The organism is Halomonas sp. 7T (assembly GCF_025643255.1).
Taxonomy (GTDB): domain Bacteria; phylum Pseudomonadota; class Gammaproteobacteria; order Pseudomonadales; family Halomonadaceae; genus Vreelandella.
Map to the genome: position 1 here is coordinate 2,884,001 of NZ_CP087112.1, position 15,298 is coordinate 2,899,298.

At 53.1% G+C, this 15,298-nt stretch carries 16 protein-coding genes; 13 read left to right on the plus strand and 3 right to left on the minus strand.

The genetic code is table 11. The annotated features are described in order from the left end of the window. Positions 1–69 precede the first annotated feature (69 nt). Entirely contained in the window at positions 70–396 is a 327-nt protein-coding gene (gene fliE / locus LOS15_RS13475; RefSeq protein WP_263066454.1) for a flagellar hook-basal body complex protein FliE, read from the minus strand. Between the two features lie 256 nt (positions 397–652). Between fliE and fliF the strand changes: the two genes are divergently transcribed. From fliF to fliR, 13 genes are all read left to right on the plus strand, one after another. Further along, the gene (gene fliF / locus LOS15_RS13480) at positions 653–2,401 is read left to right on the plus strand and encodes a flagellar basal-body MS-ring/collar protein FliF (RefSeq protein ID WP_263066455.1); all 1,749 of its coding nucleotides are present in this window, start codon (positions 653–655) and stop codon (positions 2,399–2,401) included. Further along, on the plus strand, positions 2,394–3,401 hold the full coding sequence (fliG, locus tag LOS15_RS13485; protein WP_263066456.1) for a flagellar motor switch protein FliG: 1,008 nt from the start codon (positions 2,394–2,396) through the stop codon (positions 3,399–3,401). The genes fliF and fliG overlap by 8 nt, the downstream gene beginning before the upstream one ends. Continuing rightward, complete coding sequence (locus LOS15_RS13490; protein WP_263066457.1) at positions 3,394–4,161, plus strand: flagellar assembly protein FliH; 768 nt, start codon at positions 3,394–3,396, stop codon at positions 4,159–4,161. The genes fliG and LOS15_RS13490 overlap by 8 nt, the downstream gene beginning before the upstream one ends. Positions 4,162–4,169: 8 nt before the next feature. Then, positions 4,170–5,558, plus strand: a complete 1,389-nt coding sequence (gene fliI / locus LOS15_RS13495) for a flagellar protein export ATPase FliI (RefSeq protein ID WP_263066458.1) — start codon at positions 4,170–4,172, stop codon at positions 5,556–5,558. 2 nt (positions 5,559–5,560) lie between these two features. Continuing rightward, positions 5,561–6,013: a flagellar export protein FliJ gene (fliJ, locus tag LOS15_RS13500; protein ID WP_263066459.1), complete on the plus strand. Its 453-nt coding sequence runs from the start codon at positions 5,561–5,563 to the stop codon at positions 6,011–6,013. 23 nt (positions 6,014–6,036) lie between these two features. Then, on the plus strand, positions 6,037–7,344 hold the full coding sequence (locus LOS15_RS13505; protein ID WP_263066460.1) for a flagellar hook-length control protein FliK: 1,308 nt from the start codon (positions 6,037–6,039) through the stop codon (positions 7,342–7,344). A 161-nt stretch (positions 7,345–7,505) separates the two neighbouring features. Next, positions 7,506–7,979, plus strand: coding sequence for a flagellar basal body-associated protein FliL (gene fliL, locus LOS15_RS13510; RefSeq protein ID WP_263066461.1), 474 nt, complete (start codon positions 7,506–7,508; stop codon positions 7,977–7,979). A gap of 21 nt (positions 7,980–8,000) precedes the next feature. Further along, the gene (fliM, locus tag LOS15_RS13515) at positions 8,001–9,056 is read left to right on the plus strand and encodes a flagellar motor switch protein FliM (protein ID WP_263066462.1); all 1,056 of its coding nucleotides are present in this window, start codon (positions 8,001–8,003) and stop codon (positions 9,054–9,056) included. Then, the gene (gene fliN, locus LOS15_RS13520) at positions 9,053–9,619 is read left to right on the plus strand and encodes a flagellar motor switch protein FliN (protein ID WP_263066463.1); all 567 of its coding nucleotides are present in this window, start codon (positions 9,053–9,055) and stop codon (positions 9,617–9,619) included. The genes fliM and fliN overlap by 4 nt, the downstream gene beginning before the upstream one ends. Beyond that, the gene (gene fliO, locus LOS15_RS13525; RefSeq protein ID WP_263066464.1) at positions 9,616–10,065 is read left to right on the plus strand and encodes a flagellar biosynthetic protein FliO; all 450 of its coding nucleotides are present in this window, start codon (positions 9,616–9,618) and stop codon (positions 10,063–10,065) included. Before fliN ends, fliO begins: the two co-directional genes overlap by 4 nt. 8 nt (positions 10,066–10,073) lie before the next feature. Beyond that, entirely contained in the window at positions 10,074–10,844 is a 771-nt protein-coding gene (gene fliP / locus LOS15_RS13530) for a flagellar type III secretion system pore protein FliP (protein WP_263066465.1), read from the plus strand. 29 nt (positions 10,845–10,873) lie between these two features. Continuing rightward, positions 10,874–11,143: a flagellar biosynthesis protein FliQ gene (gene fliQ, locus LOS15_RS13535; protein ID WP_263066466.1), complete on the plus strand. Its 270-nt coding sequence runs from the start codon at positions 10,874–10,876 to the stop codon at positions 11,141–11,143. Positions 11,144–11,148: 5 nt separating this feature from the next. Beyond that, the gene (gene fliR, locus LOS15_RS13540; protein WP_263066467.1) at positions 11,149–11,940 is read left to right on the plus strand and encodes a flagellar biosynthetic protein FliR; all 792 of its coding nucleotides are present in this window, start codon (positions 11,149–11,151) and stop codon (positions 11,938–11,940) included. A 51-nt stretch (positions 11,941–11,991) separates the two neighbouring features. On the opposite strand, the gene flgL is transcribed toward fliR, so the two are convergent. Next, on the minus strand, positions 11,992–13,293 hold the full coding sequence (flgL, locus tag LOS15_RS13545; RefSeq protein ID WP_263066468.1) for a flagellar hook-associated protein FlgL: 1,302 nt from the start codon (positions 13,291–13,293) through the stop codon (positions 11,992–11,994). A gap of 19 nt (positions 13,294–13,312) precedes the next feature. Continuing rightward, the gene (gene flgK, locus LOS15_RS13550; protein WP_263066469.1) at positions 13,313–15,250 is read right to left on the minus strand and encodes a flagellar hook-associated protein FlgK; all 1,938 of its coding nucleotides are present in this window, start codon (positions 15,248–15,250) and stop codon (positions 13,313–13,315) included. Positions 15,251–15,298: the final 48 nt, after the last annotated feature.

The following is a 15,298-nucleotide window of genomic DNA, read 5'->3' on the forward strand; positions in this document are numbered from 1 at the left end:
TAGATGGTCAGTCAGCGTTCGCCATGCCGCGTTTCATACGACGCATGGCTACCCATACCTACCACTTGCCTATACCTGCATATTCATAACGTCTCGATAGGCCGAGACCAGACGATTACGCACTTGCAGCCCCATTTGGAAAGCAACGCTCGCTTTTTGCATATCTACCATGACGTCGTTTAACTCGACGTTAGGCTCGCCTGCCTGAAATGCCATCGCCTTCGTATTAGCGCTTTGCTGAAGACGATTAATGCGCTGTATGGAAGCCTGAAGCTCGCTACCAAAACCGCCTTGGCCAACAGCGGTAGAGACTTGCTCGCCCTTGATGGGCTGAGCCGCCTGAGTAGCCATAGTCTGCATCTGCTGCAGGGCAGCCTGAATCGGGGGAGAACTCATACGTATGCCTCAGTCGCATGAAAGTAAAATAATACCAGCAGCCTATCACTGGTAGGATAGGACTCATACGAACAAATAGGTACGAAAAGCCAAGCTTTTCGTTCATTTATGGTCGACGCGCGCCGGGATAATGGCGTTCATCATAATTCCGCTTACTACTTTCAGCGGATAACCGCGATTGACGGATATAGCCTATGCCTTCTTTGGTGATGCGCCTGGGCCGTCATCAGTTTTGCCTGCCCTCTAGGAGGGACGCATGAGCGAAACTGGTGCTACGGCAGGCCGTCAAAACAGTACGACACAAAACGCCCCACACAGTGAGACTAAAAACACGCCCGCGGTTGAGCGCATGCTGAAGCAGCTGCGCGGCAACCCTCTGGTCGTGCTATTGGTCGCCGCTGCTGCGTCTATTGCTATTATTGCGGCTCTGTTCATGTGGGCCAGCAGCCCTGAATACCGCGTGCTCTACAGTAATCTCAGCGAAGCCGACGGCGGACGAATCATTGCTGAACTTGATAGCCGAGGCATTCCCTATCAATTCAGCGAGGGCGGCCAAGCACTATTAGTACAAGGCGAACAGGTTCACACACTTAGACTTCAGCTTGCTGAGCAAGGCCTGCCTCGTGGCGGCAATATTGGCCTTGAGCTGATGGATAACCAAGCCTTCGGTATTAGTCAGTTTGCTGAGCAGGTCAACTTTCAGCGCGGCTTAGAGGGCGAATTAGCACGCTCCATTGAATCGCTAGGCCCCGTAGAAAACGTTCGTGTTCACCTATCCATGGCCAAGCCGTCAGTCTTTATACGCGACAGAGAGCCTGCCAAAGCCTCTATTGTATTGACACTCTCACCCGGCCGGGTATTAGGTGAAGGTCAAGTCAGCGCCATTGTGCACATGGTCTCTAGCAGCGTACCCGAGCTATCGACCGAAAACGTCACCGTTGTCGACCAAAACGGCCGTTTACTGACCGCTAATTCTGCCCAGGGCAGTGACCTTGATGGCACACAGCTGGCTTATATCACCGAAGTAGAGCGCTCCTACCAGCGCCGTATCGAAAATATCCTTTCGCCCATTCTAGGCAGTGATAACGTGCGTGCCCAGGTAGCCGCACAGATCGACTTTTCACGCCGTGAAGAGACGTCAGAGCGCTATGGCCCTAACCAAGCGCCCAATGAGTCAGCCGTGCGCAGCCGCCAATTAAGTCTTTCTTATGACGGGGAAGACCCCTTAGCCACGGGTATACCCGGCGCACTTAGCAATACGCCGCCCGGGGTAGCACCGGCTCCTATTAATCAGCCAGACGCTGAGGAGGGAGAAGAAGACCTACCAGACAACGCGCTGCGCAACCTGCGCCAAGACGATGTCGTTAACTACGAAGTTGATCGTAGCATTGAGCATATCCAGCATCGGCTAGGGCAGGTTCAGCGCCTTTCTGCGGCGGTGGTCGTCAATTTCCGCCGTGTTGTTAATGAAGAAGGCGAAGTAGAACAAGTCGCCTTAAGCCCTGAAGAAGTTGCCCAGCTTGAGCGCCTTGTTCAACAGGCAATGGGCTTTTCGTTGGCAAGGGGCGACCAAGTCGAGGTCGTCAACACGCCCTTTGCCAGTACTGACGAGGCGACAGAAGAAGCCGAGTGGTGGCAACGGCCCGAGGTACTCTCGCTTGCCTCCACGCTGGGGCGCTACCTACTTGTCGCCATGGCTGCGCTGCTGCTTTATCTGCTGATACTGCGTCCGCTGATCAAGCGCTACACGCAGACACCGGTCATGGCCCCCGCCATGCCTGGCACTGGCACTGGCAGCACCTTTAGCACCAGCGTCGGCGATGAAAATGAGGATCAAGAGGAAGAAGCGTCGTCAGAGGAAGATGACACCTATAGCAATAAGCCAAAACGTCGCCGTAAAACGTCGCTGTACGAACACAATCTTAACGACCTGCGAGAAATGGCCCAGGAAGACCCCCGTATGGTCGCGATGATTATCCGCAGCTGGATGAATTCTCATGAGTAGCTCTATTGCCGAAATGAGCGGATCGCGTAAAAGCGCCATCCTCTTGCTTGCCCTTGATGAAGATAGCGCCGCCGAAGTGTTTAAGTTTCTGAGCGCCGGCGAAGTGCAAGAGATCAGTATGGAAATGGCGCGCTTACAACAAGTCTCCCACGAGGATATGAAGGCGGTCTTAGAAGCATTCCATCGTGAGACTGAAGAGTTTGTGGCGCTCAACCTCAACTCTAGCGAGCATATTCGCTCTGTGCTTACCAAAGCCCTTGGCAGTGAGCGCGCTACCAGTCTCATTGAGGACATTCTTGAGACGACAGGGGGGAACTCAGGTATTGATGCGCTGAACCTGATGGAAGCCTCCATGGTGTCAGAGCTTATTCGCGATGAGCATCCACAGATTATTGCCACCATTTTGGTGCATTTGGATCGCCATCAGGCTGCCGACATTCTCGAACTGTTTGAAGAGAAACTGCGCAACGATGTGGTGCTACGTATTGCCACCTTCAGCGGTGTTCAGCCAGCGGCTCTGCAAGAGCTGACCGAGGTACTCACCAGCATGTTGGATGGTCAAAACCTCAAGCGCAGCAAAATGGGCGGCGTAAGAACAGCGGCCGAAATTTTGAACCTGATGAACTCTTCTCAGGAAGAAGTCGCCATCGAAACCGTGCGTTCACACAGCGAAGACCTTGCACAGAAAATTATCGACGAAATGTTCCTGTTCGAGAATCTGCTCGACCTGGACAACCGTGCCATCCAGATGGTGCTGCAAGAAGTCGAAACCAACTCCCTGGTGGTGGCTCTCAAAGGCGCTCAAGATGCGCTGGTCGACAAGTTCCTGCGCAATATGTCTCAGCGGGCAGCGGACCTGGTACGCGAAGATATGGAAGCGCGCGGCCCCATCCGGGTGTCTCAAGTCGAGACCGAGCAAAAAGCCATTCTGCAAGTGGTGCGCCGCTTAGCGGACTCTGGCGAGATCGTCTTGTCGGGTGGAGATGATGAGTATGTCTAATACTCACGCACCCGAATTTGATCGCCATGGCGCTTGGCGGCGATGGCAAATGGACGAGCTAACACAGCGCAGCGCCCATCCCCAAGAGGGCGGCGCTACCGCGCCCTCTGCACAGCAACGCAAAGTAGAGGCCGCGAAGCGCGCTGCAGAACAAGCGCGCCAGCGTGAAGAGCAAGAACGCCAGGCGCTCTATGAGCGTATTCGTCAACAAGCGGAAGAAGAGGGCTATCAGGCGGGGTTAGCGCGTGGGCACCAAGAGGGGCTAGAAAAAGGCCTTCAAGAGGGACATGCCCAGGCCGAGGAAGCACTGAAACAGCAAGTTCATAAAACGGTCACCCCGCTTCAGGCACTCGCTAAACAATTTTCAGATGCCCTTGAGCGCATTGACGAAACCATCGCCCATGACCTTACCGAGCTGGCTCTTGCCACGGGAAAACAGCTGGCAGGTAATGCCCTTCAAGAAAAACCTGAGCAGATTCTGGCCATTGTGCGCGAGCTCCTGCACACAGAGCCACCGCTAGTTGGGCAACAGCGCTTATGGTTAAGCCCGGACGATCATGCATTGGTAAAAGAACATCTGGGCAGCGAGCTCAGCGCCGCTAATTGGCAGCTCCAACCTGACGACCAGCTCGCGCGAGGCGGTTGCCGTGTTACCAGCGCTCAAGGCGAACTTGATGCCACCTTCGAAAGCCGCTGGCTAGCCGCCCACGCCCAACTTCGCAAGCGCCATCACGGCAACGACCCTTCGACCTCTTCGTAGGTACTACTATGAGCGATGCCACATGCCCACACCACCACCGCTGGCGTAAAGCACTGAACCGCACCACGCAGCGCGTTGGCCATTTACCCCGTTACCGCACGAGCGGCAGGGTAATTCGCGCCACAGGGATGGTAATCGAAGTAGTGGGCCTACGCGTCGCGGTAGGCAGTGCATGCCGAATTGAGTTACCCGGCACCGATGGAAGGCTTAACGACAGCGAAAAGCACGCAGAAGCGGAAGTGGTTGGTTTCTCAGGCGATAAACTGTTTCTTATGCCACTGGAAGAGATCACCGGCTTGATGCCTGGGGCCAGGGTAACCCCCCTCAGCGATGGCAGTGGCCATAGCGCACGGCGCTTCCCGATTGGCGACGAGCTTTTAGGGCGCGTGCTGGATGGCAACGGCAATCCGTTAGATGACAGAGAAAGCATTGACGATGCACCCCGTGCCACTCTTCAAGCGACCCTATTGAACCCTCTCTCCCGCGCACCTATCGATGCACAGATCGATGTGGGCATCCGCGCCATTAATGCTTTGCTAAGCGTTGGCCGCGGCCAGCGGATGGGGCTATTCGCAGGTTCTGGGGTCGGTAAGTCTGTGCTGCTTGGCATGATGGCGCGCTACACCCAAGCGGATGTCATCGTGGTCGGTCTCATCGGCGAGCGGGGCCGTGAAGTACAGGATTTTATAGATAATATTTTAGGCCCAGAGGGCCGCAGGCGTGCCGTTGTCGTTGCTGCTCCTGCTGATACATCGCCGCTGCAACGCCTCCAAGGAGCGGCGTACGCAACACGGCTAGCAGAAGGGTTCCGTGATGCGGGTCGCAATGTGCTCCTCATCATGGACTCATTAACGCGCTATGCCATGGCGCAACGCGAGATTGCTCTGGCGATCGGCGAACCGCCCGCTACCAAAGGCTATCCACCTTCAGTATTTGCCAAACTGCCCGGTCTAGTAGAACGGGCAGGTAATGCCGAGCGCGGCGGCGGCTCCATTACCGCTTTTTATACCGTGCTAACCGAAGGTGATGACCAACAGGACCCTATTGCTGATTCAGCAAGGGCGATTCTGGATGGCCATATTGTGCTCTCCCGGGGGCTTGCTGAGGCTGGCCACTACCCTGCTATTGATATTGAGGCGTCTATTAGCCGCGCCATGACTGCCATTGCGACGCCCGAGCAGCTACAGGAAGCACGCACGTTTAAGCAGCTTTTTTCACGCTACCAGCGTAATCGTGACTTGATCAGCGTCGGCGCTTACAGCCCAGGTCACGACCCAAAACTTGACGAAGCGGTGAACCGATTTCCAGCTCTGGAACGCTTTCTTCAGCAAAATATTGATGAATGCGCAACGCTTGAAGCGTCACGCCAAGCGCTGCATGCCACCGTGGGAGGCTAACCATGAGTCATTCGCAGCTCGATATATTAACCGGCTTAGCCCGAGATGCCAGAGACCAAGCGGGAAAACTACTGGCTGAAGAGCGCCAAACACAGCAACAAACACAGGCTCAGCTGGAGTCACTTAGTCGCTACCGCACCGAATATGCCACGCGTTTACAGCAAGCGATGCGCGATGGCATTGACCCAGCCACCATGTACAATTACCAACAGTTTCTGGCCTCGCTAGACACCGCCCTTAGCCGTGCGAGGCAAGCGCTGGCTGCGCAACAAAAACGTGTTCAACAAAGCCAACAACATTGGCAGCAAGAGCAGCGTAAGCTCTCCTCCTACGATACACTGGCCTCGCGCCGGTTATTAGAAGAGCATCGCCGCCAAGAGCGCCACGAGCAAAAAGCTAGCGATGATTTTGTCACTGGCCGTCTGGCTCGCCAACTAACTGATAAAACGCACTAACGTCGCGCCGGGGAACTCTACTTATGAATATTCAGCTGCTGCTTTCAGCGAATCAGAGTCAAAGCGCTCTGCCGTCCGCCCCGGCACAGATGCTGGGCGCCAAAGGGACGCCGCAAGCCCTTTTTCAACAGGCATTAACGCAAGCAAGCAGCACGCAGTTGCAGCGGTTAACCAGCACGCCAGCTGACGTTACCGCGCCTGAGCCGCTAACGCGTTTTGCCGAGCTGTTAGCGTCGTTAGATATCGAACTGAACGAGGAGGCATTGGCGGACTTACTCGCTCAGTTACAGGGCGCAGGCTCAGACACTCTTCCTACCATCGCACTAGAAGGTGCGCTAGGGGAAGGTGACGCTCCTGCGCTCACGCCCCTTGATGAGATCGCAGCACGTTTATCGCTAGTCGACGCCTTCTCGGGCACTGCGACCCCCCCCCCAGGGCTTGAAGCAGCTCCCCAAGTGCAGAATATTGCCCAACAGCTCGCTATTAGCGAACGTCAAGCCACTGAGCTGTTGGCCTCATTTAATGCTCTTCGCGCTGCCGCCCCAGAGAGTACAGTCCTTGCAAATATCCATCGCCAAGTCGCAAGCCTACTGCCCAGCGCTAACATACCGGAAAATAACCCGTCATTAACCCGAGCTTTGCCTGTCAATGGCCAACAGCCATCTATAAACCTGACGTCTGATTTTGATAGCCAACAACTTGCTGCCTTCTCACACAGCGCCATGGCCCCCCCTGTCGATGCCAATGCTAGCCCGCTGCGTATTGGCAGTGAAATGTCGAGCATTGCATTAGCGGAGCTTGCTCAAGGCGCTAGTCGAGGTGGCGAGCCGTCCTTTTTCTCTCCGTCTGGCACCCTGACGCCAGCGACAGGGAGTTTGATGTCCTCAGCCTCAATCGCTACGCCCGTCAGTAGCCCCGCATGGCCCTCCCAGCTTGGTCAGCAACTTATACAGTTTGCCCAGCGCGGTGGTGAACACGAAGTTAAGATGCAGCTTCATCCCGCAGAGCTAGGGCCACTCTCTATTTCTCTTAAAGTAAGCGAACACGGCACGCAGGCGCACTTTTTATCGGCCCACGCCCAAGTCCGCCAAGTGCTTGAACAGGCGATACCTCAGCTGCGTGAAGCCCTTGCTGAACAAGGGATCTCACTGGGTGAAACATCGGTAGGGGAGCATAACAACCCTAATGATCAGGCCTTTGCACAACAAGGTTCCGGCAACCCCAGTGGTGTTGGCAACAGCGGTAGCCAAGAAGAAGGCGACGGCGTACTCACGCCCTCAGAGAATAATAACCCTTTAGTTCTTGATGGACGGGTCGATCTATATGCTTAAGCCATCACCGAGTGGCTCGTATGAAAATACTGGCATCAAGACGATTAGATAGCTAAACCAAAAGATAGACTCCCCAAAGGAGTCTGTTCATTTCATCATCAGCATCTGCGTTAGGCATAATGCTTGGCTAGCGTCATGCGTCAAGATCACGGGAACAGTAAATGGCAGAAACAAGCAGCGGATCCAAAAAACTGCTCTGGATAATGATTATTCTAGTAGTGCTGTCGTCTGCGGGCGCAGCAGCAGCGATATATATGGTGTTAGACCAGCGGGGAGGCACAGAAGGCGGCGAAATACAGCAGGTAGTGGAGCGCGAAACACCGGTCTTTACCCGCATAGAGCCCTTTACTGTCAATCTCGCAGATGACCGCTACGGCTCACGCCTTCTGTACACGGGTATTACGCTGCTTGTCGGCAACGAGCAAAGCAAAACCATTATTGAAGAGCACATGCCACAAGTGCGTAGCCGTTTGCTGATTTTGTTGTCAGGCAAACAGGCGAGTGAGCTGACCTCTACTGAAGGAAAGGAAGAGCTGGCGCAGGCGATTATTGGCCGGCTTACTGTACCTTTGACAGACAATCAGCCGCCTCTCGATTTGCGAGAAGTGCTCTTCACTGAATTCATTGTGCAATAACCTCGGGAACTGGAGCCGTTCATGTCACAGGACGATCTACTGTCCCAGGAAGAAATTGATGCCCTTCTTAAGGGCGTCAGCGGGGATGACGAGCCATCGGCTTCGACATCCCATGCCGAAAGTGAAGCGCGTATTCGCCCTTATGATCCGGCTACACAGCACCGGGTCATCCGCGAACGCTTACATGCGCTTGATTTTATTAACGAGCGCTTTGCACGTTACTTCCGTAACAGCTTATTTAACTTGATTCGCCGTAGCGCCGATATCACCGTTGAATCAGTGCGCTATCAAAGCTTCAGCGATTTTTCGCGTAATGTGCCTGTGCCCACCAACTTGAACTTGGTGTCCATGAAGCCGCTGCGCGGATCCGCACTGGTGGTCTTTCCCCCTAATCTTGTCTTTATGGTGGTGGATAACCTGTTTGGCGGAGACGGACGCTTTGTCACCAAATCCGATGGGCGCGAATTCACCAATACGGAACAGCGAATTATTCAACGGCTTCTGAACCTCGCGCTTGAAGCCTATCAAGAAGCGTGGAAAGTGGTTTACCCTATCGAGGCACATTTTTTACGCTCTGAAGTGCAGTCAAAGTTTGCCAACATCACTAACTCGCCTAATGAGATTGTGGTCAATACCAAGTTCAATATCGAGGTTGGCAACCTGTCCAGCAACTTCCAGGTATGCATGCCCTACGCGATGATTGAGCCGCTTCGTGACTTGCTGGTCAACCCTATTAACGACAGTAACCATGACCACGATGGTACATGGTCGCGCCGTATGGCTAGCGAACTACGACACTCAGAAGTCGAGTTAGTGGCAGAGTTTGCTCAGATACCTAGCCGTATTGCCCATGTGATGGGGCTGAAAAAAGGTGACGTGCTGCCCATGGATATTCCACAAACCATCACTGCGCGTGTGGATGGTGTACCGGTTATGGAGTGTGAGTACGGTAGCCAGCTTCAACAGCGCGCGTTACGTGTCCTGCGTATGATCGACCATGCCGCATTGAATAACGTGTCGTCCAAGGACTTTATTAAAGGTTCAACGCGACAGAAAGCCAAGGAACCCAAAGCATGACTGATCCTAACAAACCCGATCAAAAAATTTCTACTGACGATTGGGCGGACGCCATGTCTGAGCAAGAAGAACCAAAGGCCAACGCCGGTGAAGACGATCTCTGGTCCGCCGCGATGGCAGAGCAGGAAGAGGCCGACGCTACCAGCAATGATGAGGATCCTTGGGCGGCTGCCATGGCTGAGCAAGAGGCGGCAGAGCAAACAGAGGCCGCCGCTGAACCCGAGCCGGAAGCGCCGGTAGCCAAGTCCGCGAGTGACGAGGTCTTTCGCCCGCTTGGCCCTGAAAGCGGCAATGCCCAGTCGCGTGATCTTGAAATGATCATGGATATCCCGGTTAAGCTCACCGTAGAGCTAGGTCGCACTAAACTGACGATTAAGCAACTGCTTGAGCTTGCCCAGGGGTCGGTTATTGAGCTTGAGGGGTTGGCTGGCGAACCGATGGATATATTGATCAATGGCTACTTAATCGCGCAAGGCGAGGTGGTGGTCGTCGAAGATAAGTATGGCATTCGTATTACAGAGATCATCACCCCCTCTGAGCGTATACACAAACTAAATCGATGAGCGTTGCTACCTCTACCACACAAAGCACGCCCATTGACGCCCTAGGCGGCAGCGGTGACGCCCTAATAGGGATGGCAATGCTCGGCAAAACAGCCGCCGCGCTTGCGCTTGTTATAGCCATTATCCTGCTATGCACCGCATTATTGAAACGTTGGCAAACTGTGCGTCACCATCAAGGTGCCCGCTTACGCATTGTGGACAGCACTGCGGTGGGCAGCCGCGAGCGCGTTGTTGTGGTCGAGATCGAAGACACATGGTTAGTCTTAGGAGTTAGCGGCGGACGTATTACTAAGTTACACGAGCGTGATGCCCCCACTGATCGCCCAGCCGCCACCTCACAAGCACCTCAGAATCGTTTTTCGAACCGCTTAGCTCAAGCGCTAGCAGGCCATCGTGGTAAGCGGAGCAGTGAAGCTCCCACCTCTTCTGATCCAAACAGAACATGAGATATGCAATGCACCTCTCCTGGCCCTACCGGCATCGCTGGTGGCTGTTAAGCGCTATTGTTGCTGGCTGTTTAACAGTCGCTTTTCCTGCTCAGGCGCAACAGTTACCAGGACTCGTATCGCAGCCGCTGGAAGATGGTGGCCAGCAATGGTCGCTTTCACTACAAACGCTACTCTTTTTAAGCTCGCTAGCGTTTTTGCCGGCGATGCTGCTCATGATGACCAGCTTTACGCGCATCATCATTGTGCTTAGTTTGCTGAGAACCGCAATGGGTACACAGGCCACACCGCCTAACCAAGTGCTATTAGGCATTGCCCTGTTTCTAACGTTTTTTATTATGTCTCCTGTCTTGGCCCAGGTGTATGACAATGCTTGGGTGCCGCTCACAGAAGAGACCATCAATTTTGAAGAGTTTTTACTACTTGCCCAAGACCCTTTCCGCGAATTTATGCTCGCGCAAACCCGTGAGCCTGACCTAGCGCTCTTTGTGCGCCTAGCCGATGTTGGCCCTATGCAAGGACCAGAAGAGCTGCCCATGCGCGTACTGCTACCCGCTTTTGTGACCAGCGAATTGAAAACTGCGTTTCAGATTGGTTTCACCATTTTCATCCCGTTTTTAATTATCGACTTGGTCGTTGCCAGCACCTTGATGGCGCTCGGTATGATGATGGTACCCCCCATTACTATTTCACTACCTTTCAAGTTGATGCTGTTTATCCTGGTAGACGGCTGGCAGTTAATTATTGGCTCACTAGCTGAAAGCTTTTACATGATTTAACTGTCGCAACAGACGACAAGGAGCAGACCATGACCCCAGAAATGGTAATGAGCATTGCTTACCAGGGCATGCGCGTAACCCTTTTTCTTGCTGGGCCAATGTTACTGGCCGCACTCTTCACCGGCCTGCTAGTCAGCTTGTTTCAGGCCGCTACACAAATCAACGAAATGACGCTGACCTTCATTCCCAAAATATTGGCCGTTTTTGCTGTGCTGGTACTCGCTGGACCGTGGCTACTTGGGTTAATTACCGACTTTACCCACCGCTTATTCACCAGCATCCCTAGTATGGTGTTGTAAATCACATGGTTGAGGTCACATTCGCCCAGCTACAAGGCTGGTTAGTGGCATTTCTTTGGCCATTCGCGCGAATTACTGCCTTTATGGCGGCATCCCCACTATGGGGACACTCCAGCATTCCCAATCAGGCAAAAGTGGGCATAGCCGCGCTTGTTGCGGTGGTAATCGCCCCTGTTTTACCTGCGATGCCCAGTGTGCCCATTATGTCTTGGGCAGGGGTAGGTATTATGGTGGAGCAAATCTTAATTGGCCTGGCGATCGGCTTGGTAATGCATATCATTTTTGCGGTCGTACAGGCAGCCGGGGAGTTTATTGGTTTGCAGATGGGCTTAGCGTTTGCGAGCTTTTTTGACCTCTCCAGCGGCACCAATATTATGGTGCTATCGCGCATTCTATATATGATTACGCTGCTGATGTTTGTGGCGCTTAACGGCCACTTGATGGTGTTAGAAACTCTGGTCATGAGCTTCCAAACCCTGCCAGTCGGCATCGGTACGCTGAACCCCAATGCCTTTGAGCTGTTGGCACGCTACGCAGGGACTATTTTTGCGTCTGGCATGCTGCTCGCCTTGCCGCTCGCCGGTTCCTTATTAATTATTAGCCTCTCGCTGGGCATCCTTAACCGCTCTGCACCGCAGCTCACGGTCTTCAATATTGGCTTTCCCACCTCATTGACCGTTGGGCTCATCTTATTAATGGTGCTAATGACTGATATTGGTCGCTTCTTGCAGCGGCTATTTAGCCAAGGGCTAACTTTTATGCAGAGCTTGATTGAAACCATGGCACCCTTAAGCTAAAAACCCCCTGCGCCAAACGGCACAGAGGGTTTTAGTCTACACTCGCTTGGCTTAACGCATAAAGTCAAACAGCGACATGCCTTTTACATCGACAAAGGCTTTCTGGGCAGCCTGCAGACCAATTTGACGCAAGCTGTACTCGGAAATCGCCGATGCGTAATCGAGATCAACCAAGTCCGACAGCGTCTGCTCGTAGTTCAACATCCGATTGCCGCCGACTGCGTCAATCACATCTAGCTCGTTCAAGCGCGCACCTGCCGAGGCACGTACGGTAAGTACGTTATCCAACGCATTGTCTAAATCACGCATTGACGTGTTGAGAGTGTTGCGTAAATCGGCTTTTTTAGTGTCGTTATCAGCGGGATTTTCTAAGACGCGAATCGCCTCTTCCATGGTACGGAAGAGATCCGGCTTACGCTGCTCGCTGCCTGAGCGCGCAATCAGGACTTCATCACCAGCTTCAGGCTGGCCTTGCAGCGAAACTGAGATGCCGCCGAAGGATAGCTGTTGGCCTTCGCCTTTATACTCACCCGTCTCCACCAGATCAGTAGCGCTATCAAGCCAAGCACCATTTTCAAAACGCTGCACCTGATAAATAAAGTCATTCTCTGAAGCTGGATCAGGATTGTCAGCAAACACTAGGCGATAACTTTGACCATAGTCATCGTCAGTAACATCGGTAACCTGTGGGCCGCTAAACGTCACACTACCATCGTTTCTCGCGCTCTCACCTACTAAACGATTACCGTTGTTGTCAGTTTTAACCGCTTCAGCAGCATAACCTGCGCCGCTAGGCACGCTTTGGAAAATAGACTTACCGTTTTCCGTAACGGGCATTAATCGCGAGGCATCCACACGCTGCTCACGGGCGTTACTGTCACCCTTATACTGCACATTACCATCGGCATCTTTAACGAAGGGCGGCGCGTTGTCTGCGTAGCCACCAAACAGATAGCGGCCGTTGCCATCGGTGGCATTGGCCTGGCCGATCATCGTTTCATAAACGCCCTTGAGTTCACTGGCAATGGATTCACGGTCCACATCGCTCAGCGTATCGCTGGAGGCTTGTATGAGCAGCGTCTTAGCGCTAGTCACCGCATCGCTAACACTGTTTAGTATGCTTTCGGTTTGCGCAAGTGAGTTACGGGCGGACACCCGCGAGTCCGTATACTGCTGCGTTACTGCTTTGGATTGATCAACCCCCACAGCACGCGAGGCCGCTTGCGGGTCATCCGAGGGATTAACCACTCGCCGGCCGCTGGCAATTTGCTGGCTAACTTTTAAAAAATCGCCCTGCTGACGGTTAAGAGACGCGGTGCTCTGCTCAAACATAGTGACGGTGCTAATTCGCATGTCGCGGTACTCCTAAACGTTAGCTGCGCAGGCCAAGAATCGTATCGAAAATATTAGAAGCCGTATCAATCACACGAGCATTGGCTTGGTAAAACTGCTGAAAGCGAATCAGATTGGCCGCTTCTTCATCGAGATTAACGCCGGACTCAGACTGCTGCACAGCGCGCAGCTGATCGGTCAAACCCTGGCGCGCATCTAGGTTCACCTGGGTAATATTAGTACGGTTACCCACATCGCTAACCATCGCCCCGTAGGCACCGCTGAACGAGGCGTTGCCACCCACGATTGATTCAGCTTGGAGGTTTTGTAGTGCTAAGGCGTTGCGGTTATCGCCGGAAGCGGTGGTTGCTTGAGAAAGGCTTAAAGTCGAATCACCAATTTCATTAATCGTAAATGACACTCCATCTATAGTGATGACGCTCTCTTCTGTAATCACGAGTGGATCATCATTTTCATCTACAACAACACCTGCGCCATTGATTGAACGTGTCTCACCATTGACTTGAATCGTAGCTCCGTTAAAGTTTTCTATCGTAAGTACGCCGCTATTATCTAAGCTAAATTCAAGTGGCGGTTCTGAGTTAGCGAAGGCGTTAGCCCCCGATACCTGTAAACCACTTATATCCATATCGCTGCTTAAACCAATTGCGATATCAAAGCTACCCGCCGCAATCTTATCCAAATCACCAATATTCGCTTCCATGCCTGCGCCAGCGCGACGAACGGGCTGAACCTCAAAGCGGTCACCGCTTTCGAGATCGCCGTCAAACGTCATCGTCACGCCACCAAAGGAGAGCGTTTCTTCATCTGCATCCCACACGGCATTTTCAACAACCGAGCCGTTATCATTGCGTGTTACGACAGGCTCAGCAGGAGTACCCTCAAAACGCACGGTGTAGTCGGTCGCCCTTAGCTGGTCAATATTGGCGGTATCGAATTCAATAGAGGCAACTTCTGCACTATTGTTGGTATTGCCATACGCTTGAGGCGTGCGAACCGTGAAAAAATCTTCACCCTGCTCACCGTTAAGATCCACGCCCTGCTTATGCTGCTCGTTAAACGCCACCGAAAGTGAAACCGCAAGCTGACCGATTTGGTTCTGCGTTTTATCGAGGGTTTCTGAGCGGAAGGACATCAGCCCACCTAACGCACCGCCTGAAATTACTTTTTCATTCAGTGCTGAGGGATTACCTCCCCCGTCTCTGTAACCTACTACGATACGCTGAGGATCACTGGGAGACTCCATAGCCTCTAACTTGAAAGAGTCGGCTCCGGTCACCAATGGCTGGCCATTGGGCAAACTTATATTATAAGTTTTACCATCTTGGATATTAAGACGGAGATCCATACGCTCGTTCAGCTCAGATACCAGCTGATCCCGCTGATTCAGCAAGCTATTAGGCGCTTCGCCCGTGCGCGCGCGCGCCAGCGCTATTTCTCGGTTTAAGCCCGCGATCTGCTCGGTGGTGTTATTAACTTGGGTAATTTCATCTTTAATCTGATTATTGATGTTTGTCTGCATATCCTGCAGATAGCCATCAAAAGAGCGGAACTGGGCGCTTAATGTGTTCGCTGTACCCAAGACGCCCTGGCGGGCAGCTGGGTCTGAAGGGGCACTTGCCAAGTCTTCTAACGAAGAGAAAAAATTCTGCATTAGCGGCGCAAGTCCAGCTTCGCGGTCCGCCAGCAGGTTGTCAATTTGCGACACCTGATTGTAGTAAGTACTTAACGCGCTTGACTGGGTTTTGGCACTATTCAGCTGGGCAGCCACGTACTGGTTAAACTGGCGCTCAATATCATTGACCTGGACGCCTCCCGTTGACGCAAAACCTTCGCCCAGTTTAGTGATTTCCCGGTTATAGCCAGGCGTATAAACGTTGCTGATATTATTACTGGTTGTGTTCAGGGCGCTTTGTGCAGCATTGAGACCGCTGAGTCCTACTGAAAACATGCTCATGATTCACTTCCTTAGGCCGATAATTTCCTATCGGCAACGAGCAGAAAA

Bases quoted from the DNA above. Each gene is read 5' to 3' on its own strand.
- fliE (WP_263066454.1), bottom strand. From the start codon at position 396: ATGAGTTCTCCCCCGATTCAGGCTGCCCTGCAGCAGATGCAGACTATG.
- fliF (WP_263066455.1), top strand. From the start codon at position 653: ATGAGCGAAACTGGTGCTACGGCAGGCCGTCAAAACAGTACGACACAA.
- fliG (WP_263066456.1), top strand. From the start codon at position 2,394: ATGAGTAGCTCTATTGCCGAAATGAGCGGATCGCGTAAAAGCGCCATC.
- LOS15_RS13490 (WP_263066457.1), top strand. From the start codon at position 3,394: ATGTCTAATACTCACGCACCCGAATTTGATCGCCATGGCGCTTGGCGG.
- fliI (WP_263066458.1), top strand. From the start codon at position 4,170: ATGAGCGATGCCACATGCCCACACCACCACCGCTGGCGTAAAGCACTG.
- fliJ (WP_263066459.1), top strand. From the start codon at position 5,561: ATGAGTCATTCGCAGCTCGATATATTAACCGGCTTAGCCCGAGATGCC.
- LOS15_RS13505 (WP_263066460.1), top strand. From the start codon at position 6,037: ATGAATATTCAGCTGCTGCTTTCAGCGAATCAGAGTCAAAGCGCTCTG.
- fliL (WP_263066461.1), top strand. From the start codon at position 7,506: ATGGCAGAAACAAGCAGCGGATCCAAAAAACTGCTCTGGATAATGATT.
- fliM (WP_263066462.1), top strand. From the start codon at position 8,001: ATGTCACAGGACGATCTACTGTCCCAGGAAGAAATTGATGCCCTTCTT.
- fliN (WP_263066463.1), top strand. From the start codon at position 9,053: ATGACTGATCCTAACAAACCCGATCAAAAAATTTCTACTGACGATTGG.
- fliO (WP_263066464.1), top strand. From the start codon at position 9,616: ATGAGCGTTGCTACCTCTACCACACAAAGCACGCCCATTGACGCCCTA.
- fliP (WP_263066465.1), top strand. From the start codon at position 10,074: ATGCACCTCTCCTGGCCCTACCGGCATCGCTGGTGGCTGTTAAGCGCT.
- fliQ (WP_263066466.1), top strand. From the start codon at position 10,874: ATGACCCCAGAAATGGTAATGAGCATTGCTTACCAGGGCATGCGCGTA.
- fliR (WP_263066467.1), top strand. From the start codon at position 11,149: ATGGTTGAGGTCACATTCGCCCAGCTACAAGGCTGGTTAGTGGCATTT.
- flgL (WP_263066468.1), bottom strand. From the start codon at position 13,293: ATGCGAATTAGCACCGTCACTATGTTTGAGCAGAGCACCGCGTCTCTT.
- flgK (WP_263066469.1), bottom strand. From the start codon at position 15,250: ATGAGCATGTTTTCAGTAGGACTCAGCGGTCTCAATGCTGCACAAAGC.